The organism is Dyadobacter ginsengisoli DSM 21015 (genome assembly GCF_059568735.1).
In genome coordinates this window covers 318,423-331,416 of record NZ_JCANTY010000006.1, presented here as the reverse complement: position 1 = coordinate 331,416, position 12,994 = coordinate 318,423, and the positions used below count along the sequence as shown (strand labels likewise).

The following is a 12,994-nucleotide window of genomic DNA, read 5'->3' as shown; positions in this document are numbered from 1 at the left end:
CTACCATCCATATTTTTCATAGAAATATTTCTATCTAAAAATCTTGGATTTTTGATTGACTATTGTGATAAGAAGTCGGATGGCACTTGATTTCGGGCAGCGCCGAACGCAGAAGTGGGGATCGGTCGCCAATTGCACGGAATATCAAAAAGGCTGTCCAGGCAAGCCTGATATGTCGCGAAATTTCAAGCACAAGCCGGGCGAAACTCGAAAACAGCTCGTTTTCAACTGCACAAAAAAGCCGTCCCAAATTGATTTGAGACGGCCTATCTGATGATCAAGTGATCCCGTTGTGATTCGAACACAAGACCTACTGCTTAGAAGGCAGTTGCTCTATCCAGCTGAGCTACGGGACCCTATTGTAAACCTATTGCCTAGAAGGCAGTTGCCTTTTTGCAAACACGCTTCTAACATAAGCGGGTGCAAAGGTATTCAAAAAAGTTTCAATATCAAGCGAAGAATGGGTTATTTCTCACTTAAACCGGCACCGGTTCACTAATTAGCACATAACCATGAGTTTCAGCTCCGGGGCCGAGCACCTATTTTGGATCAGTCCGAAAACTTGGGGGGCGTTTAAAAAAGTAGTTGTTTTGCATTGAATCAACATTTAATGCATTGCACCGCGGCGGCGGACCGCGAGTCTTATTTGGCCCTAGTCTGTTTCCTATTGCCTGAGGGTATCCTCGGCTAGGCGCCCCGATTATTTCGAACTTTCTAAAACAGTTGAAGGCCTCACTGGCCTGCACATTTATCTAGAAGAGAAAAATCTTCCTCCTTCCGAATACCAAGATCAAAAATTGGAGTCTAAGGGCTTCTTACCGGAGATATACATCCAGGATTTTCCTATTCGCAATCAGAAGGTTACACTCTGTATCAAGCGCCGGAGATGGGAGGTCAGGGACACGGGTGAGATTATCAGCAGAAATTGGAATGTGGTGCAACAGGGAACTCGGATGACCAAAGAGTTCGCTGATTTTTTAAAAGGGTTGTATTGATAATAACCCTGTGAGCTGCTCCCAACTGGGTAAATATTTTCATCTAGATGGCAAACAACTCCAACAACAGTACAATCGGACCGCCGAAGCGGGACCACATCAGCGATTACAAGGATTGGGACCAGCGTGAGCATGCTTCTGAATGGCTTTTGTACCCAGAAAACACCAGTCCATATTTAAGTATTGACGAAACTTCACTATCTAATGGTGAACTGTACACGATTGTAACCAACAAGTCCGCCAAAGGCTGCAAGGGCTCATTGGTAGCCATGGTCAAAGGCACGCAAGCAAGATCCGTCATTGAAATTCTGCGAACGATACCTAAGCGCATGCGCAGCAAGGTACGAGAAGTAACGCTGGATATGGCCGCCAATATGGGCTTAATTGTCAGTCGATGTTTTCCAAAAGCATCAAAGGTTATCGACCGCTTCCACGCACAGAAATTAGCCTTTGATGCAGTTCAGGAAATCAGAATACAACATCGGTGGCAGGCTTTGGATCAAGAAAATCAGGCTATTGAAGATGCCAGGCAATCTGGTTTGGTTTACCAGCCTGAGGTTCTTACCAATGGTGATACGCTAAAACAATTGTTGGTCAGAAGCAGGTACTTGCTATTCAAGCATCATGATAAATGGACCGCCTCACAGGTTCACCGTTCCAGGCTGCTTTTCGAGCTTTACCCGCTTATCGAACAAGCTTACAAGCTCGCAACAGGATTAGGGACCGTTTTTCGGGTTTGCAAATCCAAAGAGCAGGCGTTTAAAAAGCTTGCGCTATGGTACAACGCAGTTGAAGATTGCGGACTTGATTCGTTCAAAACTGTCGCTAGATCTATCCAGACACACTATCTGGATATCCTCAACTTCTTTAACAATCGTAGTACAAATGCCTCGGCAGAGTCATTTAATGCGAAGATCAAGGCATTTAGGTCACCATCCAGGGGTGTGAGGGATATTCCGTTCTTCCTATTCAGGCTCACGAAACTTTATGCTTAATCTCACCCCAAGAATTCTGCTTGATCCCCTATTTTTCGGACTGATCCCTGATTCCCAATGCAGTTGCTGAATTTAGTCGCAAGGGGTAATAAAAAAGGACAAAATAGAAATCTATTTTGTCCTTTGATGTCGGGGAGACAGGATTCGAACCTGCGACCCTCTGGTCCCAAACCAGATGCGCTACCGGGCTGCGCCACTCCCCGATCTTTGACTTATTTGTTACTCAAAACGAAGTCAATTTTCAGACGTTCAGAAAAGGTGTAGAGGAAGCGGGATTCGAACCCGCGGTACCCTTGCGAGTACGGCAGTTTAGCAAACTACTGGTTTCAGCCACTCACCCATCCCTCCTTCTTTCCGTTCTGGGTTGCAAATATAGAGGGTTCGCTTTCAGAAAAGCAAACATTTGAATAAAAAAACTTTACCAGAAGCCTGAATTCCCTATTTTTGCCAAAGTTTAAATTACCCCAATGCGTTCATTATGAACTGGAATTACCCCTTTGAAAGCACCGAATATTTTTTCATATTTTTTTTCATATTTGCCTACACAGCCTACATTATCCGGACTGTAAGGATCGCCCGGCAGCTTCAGACAACCGCCCGTACACTTATCATCAAGCTCTTTTTACGCGCAATTACATTTTCGCTATTAATCATCAGCCTGCTCGGACCGTCATTCGGAGAAGCCGAACGCGACATTCAGGCAAAGGGTAAAGATATTTTTATGGTCGTGGACCTGTCCAAATCAATGGACGCCGCGGACGTCATCCCCTCTCGGCTGGAAAAAGTCAAGTTTGAAATGAACCGCTTCGTGCAGAATGAACGCGCCAACCGCATTGGCATCATCATTTTCTCCAATGACGCATTCATTCATGTCCCACTCACCTATGACGCAGGCGCGCTGGAACTATTTATTCAGTCGCTCCAGACAGATCTGCTGCCTACCAATGGCACCAATGTCTGCGGCGCCATTGAGATGGCATATCATAAGCTGCTGAACACCGGAGACCCTACCAGTCGCTCCAAAATGATGGTGATCTTTTCCGACGGAGAAAACGGCTCCGCTTGCAGCAACGCACTCTTCAACAACCTTCGGCGATTCGGGATCGGAATGTATACGGTGGCCGTCGGTACCAAAGTTGGTATCAGTATCCAGCAAAACGGAAAGCCGATGATGGACAAGTATGATAAGCTGGTGATCAGTAAACTGGATGAGAATTTTCTGCGCGGCGTGGCCAATTCATCGAGAGGGACATACTATGAGTTAAACAACTCCCACAATGATATTCAGAAACTTATCAACGATGTCAACCTGGCGGAAGGCACATTGGTGGACTCGCGAACCATCACCGTGATCAGCAATAAATACTATTACTTCCTGGGAGCGGCACTCGTTCTGATCCTGCTGGATGTTTTAATTACAATCGGAACGTTTCGACTGTAAGGATCAATTCCCTATTTTTGCAGGCAAATGTGAACCGATATGACGTCTCTGATTCTCTATGTCCTGCTCTGGCTTTGGGATAACCGGACTTTCGATTCCATTACGAAAGCAAACCAGAGAAAACTGGATGCGGAACAAGCTTTTAAGGGCAAGCAGTACAAAAAATCAGCCGAATTATACCGGCAGATCACCTATGGCTCCCTGTTCTCAGATCCGGCAGCGAGACTTAACCTGGCCCATTCGTTCTATAAAATGGGCGACTATAAACAAGCATTGAAGCATTACAAGTTGCTCAGCGAAATTGACAATAATGCCATTGCATCAGTAGCGAACTCCCAGATCGCATTGATCCGGGTCAATCGGAAAGATACGGCAAGCGCGCTGGTGAGCCTGAGATCTGCAATACGCCAGGAGCCCGGGAACAATCTCGCCAGAACAAATTACATTATCCTGAAAAAGAGTTTCTCGGGTATCGAACAACCTTCGGATATCAGTACCAGAAAGCAGCGATCCAGTCAGCAGGCGGCTGCTCCCAACGAACAGGAAATGCCCCCGGAACAAAAACCGGAGTCGCGGGAAATAGCGGAAGACTTTAAAAAAGAAGAACTGCTTAAAAGTCTCAAGGCGATGAACATGTCGGAAGAGCAAGCCAGAGCTATCCTGGATGCCATGAAATCGAACGAATCGCAATATATTTACCAGCTCCGGCGCAAGCAATACAATAGAAAGCCGGGGCAAAAGACCGAAATTGAATGGTGATTTTACCCATAATCCAATGAACAGCATACCAGCAACCAACTTCCAGTTCCCGGGCCAGACAGGCTTTTACAAAGGAAAAGTCCGTGACGTCTACTCATTCGAAAAACGGCTGGTCATGATCGCAACGGATCGCATTTCCGCGTTCGACGTGATCCTGCCCAGGGCCATCCCCTACAAAGGCCAGGTCCTGAACCAGATTGCCGCACACTTCCTGAACGCCACTTCGGACATCGTCCCCAACTGGCTTGAAGAAGTACCCGATCCGAATGTCAGTATCGGCCTGAAATGTCAGGCTTACCCGGTAGAAATGGTGGTAAGAGGTTACCTGGCCGGCCACGCGTGGCGGGAATACAAAGCAGGCAGGCGTTCGGTATGCGGCGTGGCGCTGCCCGAGGGACTGAAGGAGAACGACAAACTTCCTCAGCCGATCATTACACCTACAACCAAGGCACACGAAGGTCATGATGAAGATATTTCAAGAGAAGAAATCCTGGCGCAGGGGCTCGTAAGTGCAGACGAGTACGAACATCTGGAACGTTATACGCTGGCATTGTTTGCGAAAGGAACGGAAATGGCGGCCGATCAAGGGCTGATCCTGGTGGATACCAAATACGAGTTCGGGCAGTTGGACGGCACGATTTATCTGATCGACGAAATCCACACGCCCGATTCCTCAAGATACTTTTATAAAGACACTTATGAGGAAAATCAACGCGCCGGAGTTCCCCAAAAGCAACTTAGCAAGGAATTTGTAAGGGAATGGCTGATCGAGAACGGGTTCCAGGGTAAGGAAGGCCAAACTGTCCCTGAGATGAACGATGACCGCGTGCAATCCATTTCGGACCGCTACATCGAACTGTTTGAGAAGGTAACCGGCAACAAATTCCAGAAAAACAATCTGGATAATCCCCTGAAAAGAATCGAAACTGCCGTGTTGCGTACATTGGTGTAAAAAACTGCTCTGTAACAACTACAAAAATATTTGTTCGACAAAACGACAAACGCAATGGATTTTAAACTGGAAAAGAAGGAACAATACGTCTATATCGAGCTGACCGAAACAGCCTTCGCCGAAGACGTACCAGCTTCTTTCGAAGAAACAGCCCGCTCGCTTTTCCGGGAAGGCTACCACAGCCTGATCGTAAACGTGCAAACGGTGAAATCACTGGATGCGGCCGGAATCGTGATATTGAAGAAAGTAAACCGCCTCTGCGCGAACGATCTCGGCCTGCTCGTGCTCGTCACGCGCGACGACGATTTCATAGATACGCTGGAAGATTTGCGCATCCCCGACCTGACCGTTCTGCCAACCAAGGAAGAAGCGATCGACGCCGTTTTTATGCACAGTCTTGAAAATGAGTTCGGTGCGGGCGACGACGATTATGATGACGAAGATTACGAAGGTGTGAGCGAATCGAAAGAACCGTAATATTTGAATAGTATAATTTCCGAGCCGATAAAAGAGACGTCCTGCCGTAGCCCGGCAGGACGTTTTTGTTAGGTTCCCAGCACACTTTTATTACTTTCCTTAGGCCTGTTTTGTAATCCTCCAAGTCACCGAAAATGCCTTAAAACGGTTTCTAAAATGTTAATCAAAGTGGCTAATCCTTATACTATTATCAATATTTCTATAATAATTGTGACTTATCAACCAAATACATATATGTGATAGAAAATTTTGCCATTCCCATAATAAGCCAAATATTTTTTATGATTATCTTGCGTGGCTTTACCCAAATCATCACACACGAGCGGTTTCGCTTTCCTTTTAAAGTGCTTATTTAAATAAATTCTAATTACGAATTTGTTAATTACTCTACAATTCGATAAATGTCGCAAATGTCTGAACAAATGGTAGAAAATCAGGGACTGTACCGCCCGGAATTTGAGCATGATGCATGTGGAATCGGTTTCCGGGCTAACATCAAGGGTCGTAAGTCGCACCAGATCGTGGCGGATGCCATTCATATGCTTGAAAGGATGGAGCATAGGGGTGCAACTGGTTTTGACCCTAACACCGGTGACGGTGCTGGTATCTTAATTCAGATCCCTCACGAGTTTTTTGTAGAAGAATCTACCAAATTGGGCTTTCATCTGCCACCAGCGGGTGAATACGGAGTGGGGATGATCTTTTTCCCGGGCAATGAAACGGTCAGGGAAGAGTGCAGGGATATACTGAACCGAAAGATCAAGAAGCTTGGCCTGCAATTGCTGGGCTACCGGAAAGTTCCCACACTGAACAATACATTGGGTGAAGGCTCACTCTCCGTCGAACCGAGCGTAGAGCAGGCGTTTATCAAACGTCCGGACGACATTACGGACGATATGGCTTTTGAAAGGAAACTGTTTATCCTGCGCCAGGTATCGACCCGACTCATTAAAGATACCGTAAAAGGCGGTGCGAAGAGTTTCTATTATTCGTCGCTCTCCTGCCGTACCATTTCATATAAAGGACAGCTTACGACTGCCCAGCTAAAATATTACTTCCCCGATCTGGAAAATGAATCGGTGGTTTCTGCACTCGCAGTTGTCCACTCCCGTTTCTCAACCAACACATTCCCTTCGTGGGAGCTGGCCCAGCCATTCCGCTACATCGCGCACAATGGTGAGATCAACACCGTAAAAGGCAACGTGAACTGGATCCGTGCCGGAGAAAAATCATTCGAATCGAATTTTTTCTCCAAAGAAGAAATGGATATGCTTCTGCCGATCTGCGACAGGAACCAGTCCGACTCCGCCAACCTCGACAATGCGATCGAACTGTTGCACCTTTCGGGACGCTCATTGCCACACGTGATGATGATGCTCGTGCCCGAAGCATGGGACGGTAACGAGCAGATGGACGCGGAACGCAAGGCATTCTACGAGTACCACGCTGCCATCATGGAGCCATGGGACGGCCCTGCGTCTATCTCATTCACAGATGGTAAAATGGTGGGCGCAACACTCGACCGTAACGGTCTGCGCCCTTCCCGCTACTGGGTACTCGACGACGACACGATCATTATGGCGTCGGAAGCGGGGGTACTCGAAGTGGACCAGGCACGCGTGGTCACCAAAGGCCGCCTGCAACCCGGACGCATGTTCGTGGTCGACATGGAGCAAGGCCGCATTATTCCTGACGAAGAAATTAAATCGCAGATCTGCTCCGCGCAGCCTTATCAGCAATGGCTCGATGAGAACAAGCTGCACGTGGATCAGCTGGATCACCCGATCCGTACCTACCGTGCTTACGACGACAATGCATTGCTGAAACGTCAGGTAGCATTCGGTTATACTTCGGAAGATCTGCGCATGATCCTCGGGCCAATGGCGCAAACCGGTATGGAAGCGATCGGCTCAATGGGTACTGATAGCCCATTGGCAGTCCTTTCGGATCAGAGCCAGCATTTGTCGACGTACTTCAAACAGCTGTTCGCACAGGTTACCAACCCGCCCATCGACTCGATCCGTGAACGTGCGATCATGTCATTGATCTCCTTCGTAGGCAGCACAGAGAATATTCTGACAGAAACACCAAAGCACTGCCGCCAGATCGCATTGCCGCACCCGATCCTTTCGGTACAGGAATTTGACAAGCTGCGCTTTGTAGATAAAGATGGCTTCCAGGCCAAAACCATCAATACTTACTTCCGCGCCGACCAGGGCGGAAAAGCATTGGAAAGAGCTCTGGAGAGAATCTGCCGTTACGCGGTAGACGCTATTGAGGACGGATTTGAAATCCTCATTCTTTCCGACCGCGCCATCGATTCCGACCACGCTCCGATCCCTTCATTGCTCGCAACGGCCACCATCCACCATCACCTGATCCGTGAAGGATTGAGAGGAAAAGTAGGTCTGTTGGTAGAAGCAGGTGACGTTTGGGAAACACACCACGTAGCGACACTAATCGGTTACGGTGCTGCCGGTGTATGCCCCTATATGGCATTCGAAACGCTTTCGCACATGAACCGCAAGGGCATGATCGAAGGTGAGTTTACCGATGAAAAACTGCATTACAACTATATCAAGGCCGTTAACAAGGAGCTTCTGAAGATTTTCTCGAAAATGGGAATCTCGACCCTGCAATCTTACCAGGGAGCACAGATCTTCGAATGCGTCGGCTTGAACAAGGATGTAATCGACAAATATTTCACAGGAACCATCTCGCGGATCAGCGGTATGGGCATTCCTGAGATCGCCCGCGAAATCCTGGTTCGTCACAAAGTGGCTTATCATGAAAACCCCGAGCAGAAACCAAGACTGGAAGTAGGTGGTGTGTATCAATGGAAGCAACGTGGTGAAGCCCATATTTTCAACCCCGCGTCGGTACACCTGCTGCAACAGTCAACTCGCAGCAACAGCTACGAGCAATTTAAAAAATACTCCAAGCTGATCGACGACCAGAGCCACAAAGCGCTGACATTACGTGGTTTGCTTCGATTCAAAAAAGGCAGTGCGATTCCGTTGGAAGAAGTAGAACCTGCCGAAAACATATTCAAACGATTCGCAACCGGTGCAATGTCCTTCGGATCGATATCCTGGGAAGCACACACCACACTGGCGATCGCAATGAACCGCATCGGCGGTAAATCCAACTCCGGCGAAGGCGGCGAGGACGAACTGCGTTACAACCGCTTGCCGAACGGCGACAGTATGAACTCGCAGATCAAGCAGGTAGCATCCGGACGTTTCGGTGTGACCAGCCATTATCTGAGCAATGCCGGAGAGCTGCAAATCAAAACAGCGCAAGGTGCAAAACCAGGTGAAGGTGGCCAGTTGCCTGGCTTTAAGGTCGACGACTGGATCGGACGTACCCGTCACTCGACGCCAGGTGTAGGTCTGATCTCTCCTCCTCCCCACCACGACATTTATTCGATCGAGGATTTGGCGCAGCTGATCTTCGACCTTAAGAATGCGAACCGTGCAGCACGGATCAGCGTGAAGCTGGTATCCGAAGCCGGTGTAGGAACGGTAGCATCCGGTGTTGCCAAAGCACACGCCGACCACATCCTGATCTCGGGATACGACGGTGGTACCGGTGCCTCGCCATTGAGCTCGATCCGTCACGCCGGTCTGCCATGGGAACTTGGTTTGGCGGAAACGCATCAGACTTTGGTAAGAAACAAATTGCGCGGCCGGGTAACCGTTCAGGCAGATGGCCAGCTCCGTACCGGACGCGATCTTGCGATAGCCGCGTTGCTGGGTGCAGAGGAGTGGGGTGTAGCAACTGCTGCATTGGTAGCCGCCGGCTGTATCATGATGCGCAAATGCCACCTGAACACCTGCCCCGTGGGTGTGGCAACGCAACGCAAAGAACTGCGCGCATTGTTCTCGGGCAAACCTGAGCACGTAGTGAACATGTTCACATTCATGGCCGAAGAACTGCGTGAGATCATGGCACAACTGGGCTTCCGTACCGTCAACGAAATGGTTGGACAGGCTCAGTACCTCGAAATCCGCAACGATATCAAACACTGGAAATATAAAAACCTGAATTTCGACGCAATCCTGTACAAGGAAGGAGATCTTTCAGTAGCACAATTCAAGCAGGAAGAGCAGGATCACGGTATCGACGCTATTCTTGACATTAACCTGATCAGGTCGGCGCAGCCTGCATTGGAAACCAAGGAAGAGATCTACGCGGAGTATCCGATCAACAACCTGAACCGGTCGGTGGGGACGATGCTTTCGAATGAAATCTCGAAGAAATACGGCGGCGTAGGTTTGCCAACCGGCAATATCCACTTCAAATTCCGTGGTACGGCCGGCCAGAGTTTCGGTGCGTTCAACACCACCGGCGTCCGTCTGGAGCTGGAAGGGGACGCCAACGACTACTTCGGAAAAGGCCTTTGCGGCGCCGAACTGATCGTTTATCCAGACCGCGATGCGAAGTTCAAACCGGAAGAAAACATTATCATCGGTAACGTCGCATTCTACGGTGCTACCTCGGGTGATGCATACATCCGCGGAACCGCGGGTGAGCGCTTCTGCGTGCGTAACTCAGGCGCGAAAGTGGTGGTAGAAGGCGTGGGTGATCACGGTTTGGAATACATGACGGGCGGTCTGGCAATCATCCTCGGCGAAACAGGACGAAACTTCGCGGCTGGTATGTCGGGCGGTGTGGCTTATGTCCTCGACAAAGCTGGTAATTTCGAAGAAAAAGTGAATAAAGAAATGGTCTCGCTGGAACCATTGAACGAAGAAGACAAGAGCATCCTGCGCGAATACCTGGATAAGCACTTCCAGTACACAACCAGCAACATCGCATTCCAATTGATCCAGAACTGGGAACAATCTGTGAAACAGTTTGTCAAAGTAATGCCTTCCGACTTCCGCAAAGCGCTGGAAGGACGCGGCATCACGCTGGCGCAGCAGATTGCAGACAAAAATGTGGTGTACAAAGACATCGTCGTAGACGTAGTACATCAGTAATTTTCAGAGAAAGGATTGATCATCAGAATTTTTTAAATCAGTAATAAGAATGGGAAAACCAACCGGATTTTTAGAGTTTGAAAGGGAGTTGCCAAAAAAGAGAAGCGTAGAGGAACGTATTCTTGACTACCGTGAGATTGAAACCGCACCGACCGACTCTAATTCCAAACAGCAGGCAGCCCGTTGTATGGACTGCGGAATTCCTTTTTGTCATAATGGTTGTCCGCTAGGCAACATCATTCCCGAGTTCAACGACGCGGTGTATGATGAAAACTGGGGACTGGCCTACGAAATACTAGCTTCTACCAACAATTTCCCTGAGTTCACAGGTCGTATCTGCCCCGCTCCTTGCGAAGCTTCCTGCGTGCTTGGAATTAACAAGCCACCGGTTGCAATCGAGTATATCGAGAAAGCCATCATCGAAAAAGCATTTGAACTGAACCTCGTGAAGCCTAAGGTTCCTAAAACCCGCACCGGAAAAAAAGTGGCGGTAGTAGGGTCAGGACCTGCGGGATTGGCAGCGGCTAATCAGTTGAACCAGGCAGGGCATTCAGTGGTGTTGCTGGAAAGAGCAGATAAAATCGGTGGATTGGTACGTTACGGTATCCCCGATTTCAAACTGGACAAAGGCATTATTGACCGTCGCTTGGCGGTAATGGAAGAAGAAGGCATTGAGTTCCGCACCAACGTCAATGTGGGCGTGGATATCAAAGCGGAAGAACTGCTGAACGAATTTGATTCTGTATTGCTGACCGTCGGGTCGACGGTTCCCAGAGATGTAAAAATCCAGGGTCGCCAGTTCAAAGGCGTTCACTTCGCCATGGAATTCCTGAGCCAGCAAAACAAGCGTGTAGCCGGAATCGACCGTGTGGTAGATCACCGCGGCGTGGGTTACAGCAATGGCGAGATTCTTGCAACGGGCAAACACGTGGTAGTAATCGGCGGTGGAGACACCGGTTCTGACTGTGTCGGAACTTCCGGCCGTCATGGTGCGAAATCCGTAACGCAGATCGAACTGATGCCGATCCCGCCGAAGGACCGCGATGCCAGCACGCCCTGGCCGAACTGGCCCATGATGCTGCGCACTTCTACTTCACATGAAGAGGGCTGCGACAGACATTGGTCTATCAATACCAAAGAATTCGTAGGTGACGAAAACGGCAACCTGAAAGCGCTGAAAATCGTCGACCTGGACTGGCAAAAAGACCCCGAAACCGGTCGGATGCAGATGAAAGAAGTAGAAGGCAGCGAACGCACCATTCCTTGCGAACTCGCATTCCTGGCAGCGGGCTTCCTGCATCCGCAGCAAGAGGGGCTGCTGAACGACCTCGACCTGGAATTCGACGATCGCGGTAACATTAAGACCAATGGCTACCAGTCGACTTCCAACGAAAAAGTGTTTGCTGCCGGAGACTGCCGTCGCGGGCAATCGCTGGTAGTTTGGGCGATCAGCGAAGGCCGTGAAGCCGCGCGTGCGGTGGATGAGTACCTCATGGGTGAGTCATTCCTGGAAGCAAAGGCTGTATCGATGCTGAATCCTGCATTTGCGCACGCATGATCCCATACAGGATTTAAGCCAGCCTCTATATATTGTTATTGGTAAGAAAGCTGCCCTCACACGGCAGCTTCTTATTTTATATCCCTTTATATTTGACTTCCAATTCATCGACAGTCGATATGTTCCTGCACCATTCTCCGTTTTGGCTCAAAGCATTTTTCCCTGGCTTTACCTGGCACGTACCTACTACGGAAAAAGTAATCTTCCTGACGTTCGACGACGGCCCGATTCCGGACATTACCGAGACCGTGCTGGAAACATTGGAAAAATTCGAAGCAAAGGCCACATTCTTTTCCATTGGAGACAATGTCCGCAAACACCCCGATGTGTTTCAGAGTGTAAAAAAAAGAGGCCATTCCATTGGTAACCATACATTCAATCACATGAATGGCTGGAAAACCGAAGACCGTATCTATCTACATAACATTCAGAAATGCCAGGAACAGCTGGATCTTCCAACCCGACTGTTCCGGCCGCCCTACGGACGCATCAAAAGGAGCCAGTCCAAAGTGGTTTTGGAAGAAAGACAGATCATTATGTGGGACGTTCTGAGCGGCGACTTCTCTCCCAACCTGACTCCGGAAATTTGTCTGAAAAAATCCATTCAACACACGCACCCCGGCTCGATCGTCCTTTTCCACGACAGTATCAAAGCCTCGAAAAATATGTTGTACACACTCCCCCGCTATCTGGAGCACTTTGTGGAACGAGGTTATCGGTTTGAGGCGTTGGAAATGCTGTAAGCCGTAGGCTGTAAGCTTTAAGCTGTAAACCGCAGGCATAAACAGATCGACCACCAGCAACCCATTTAAAATAACAAAAAAAGCTTAAA

The 12,994-nt window shown here is 48.9% G+C and carries 9 protein-coding genes and 3 tRNA genes; 9 read left to right on the top strand and 3 right to left on the bottom strand.

The genetic code is table 11. From position 1 onward, the window contains the following. Nucleotides 1-282: 282 nt before the first annotated feature. Nucleotides 283-356: transfer RNA gene (locus BP71_RS23140), tRNA-Arg, on the bottom strand. Nucleotides 357-671: 315 nt separating this feature from the next. Between BP71_RS23140 and BP71_RS23135 the strand changes: the two genes are divergently transcribed. Together BP71_RS23135 and BP71_RS23130 are read left to right on the top strand one after the other, a co-directional pair. Then, nucleotides 672-995: an ISAon1 family transposase N-terminal region protein gene (locus BP71_RS23135; protein ID WP_496384272.1), complete on the top strand. Its 324-nt coding sequence runs from the start codon at nt 672-674 to the stop codon at nt 993-995. A 47-nt stretch (nt 996-1,042) separates the two neighbouring features. Then, nucleotides 1,043-1,990, top strand: coding sequence for an ISAon1 family transposase (locus tag BP71_RS23130; protein ID WP_496383645.1), 948 nt, complete (start codon nt 1,043-1,045; stop codon nt 1,988-1,990). Nucleotides 1,991-2,119: 129 nt separating this feature from the next. Here BP71_RS23130 and BP71_RS23125 read toward each other — a convergent pair. Next, nucleotides 2,120-2,193, bottom strand: a tRNA-Pro gene (locus BP71_RS23125). Nucleotides 2,194-2,251: 58 nt separating this feature from the next. Next, nucleotides 2,252-2,338: transfer RNA gene (locus BP71_RS23120), tRNA-Ser, on the bottom strand. Between the two features lie 130 nt (nt 2,339-2,468). Here BP71_RS23120 and BP71_RS23115 point away from each other — a divergent pair. The 7 genes from BP71_RS23115 (at nt 2,469) to BP71_RS23085 (ending at nt 12,905) form a co-directional block, all read left to right on the top strand. Then, nucleotides 2,469-3,431, top strand: a complete 963-nt coding sequence (locus tag BP71_RS23115; RefSeq protein ID WP_496383643.1) for a vWA domain-containing protein — start codon at nt 2,469-2,471, stop codon at nt 3,429-3,431. 39 nt (nt 3,432-3,470) lie between these two features. Further along, entirely contained in the window at nt 3,471-4,190 is a 720-nt protein-coding gene (locus BP71_RS23110; RefSeq protein WP_496383641.1) for a hypothetical protein, read from the top strand. Nucleotides 4,191-4,206: 16 nt separating this feature from the next. Beyond that, on the top strand, nt 4,207-5,142 hold the full coding sequence (locus BP71_RS23105; protein WP_496383639.1) for a phosphoribosylaminoimidazolesuccinocarboxamide synthase: 936 nt from the start codon (nt 4,207-4,209) through the stop codon (nt 5,140-5,142). 54 nt (nt 5,143-5,196) lie between these two features. Continuing rightward, on the top strand, nt 5,197-5,619 hold the full coding sequence (locus BP71_RS23100) for an STAS domain-containing protein (protein WP_496383637.1): 423 nt from the start codon (nt 5,197-5,199) through the stop codon (nt 5,617-5,619). Between the two features lie 401 nt (nt 5,620-6,020). Next, on the top strand, nt 6,021-10,604 hold the full coding sequence (gene gltB, locus BP71_RS23095) for a glutamate synthase large subunit (RefSeq protein WP_496383635.1): 4,584 nt from the start codon (nt 6,021-6,023) through the stop codon (nt 10,602-10,604). Between the two features lie 49 nt (nt 10,605-10,653). Continuing rightward, nucleotides 10,654-12,162 (top strand): glutamate synthase subunit beta, encoded by a 1,509-nt coding sequence (locus BP71_RS23090; protein WP_496383633.1) that lies wholly within the window; start codon nt 10,654-10,656, stop codon nt 12,160-12,162. Between the two features lie 119 nt (nt 12,163-12,281). Beyond that, on the top strand, nt 12,282-12,905 hold the full coding sequence (locus BP71_RS23085) for a polysaccharide deacetylase family protein (protein WP_496384271.1): 624 nt from the start codon (nt 12,282-12,284) through the stop codon (nt 12,903-12,905). Nucleotides 12,906-12,994 lie beyond the last annotated feature (89 nt).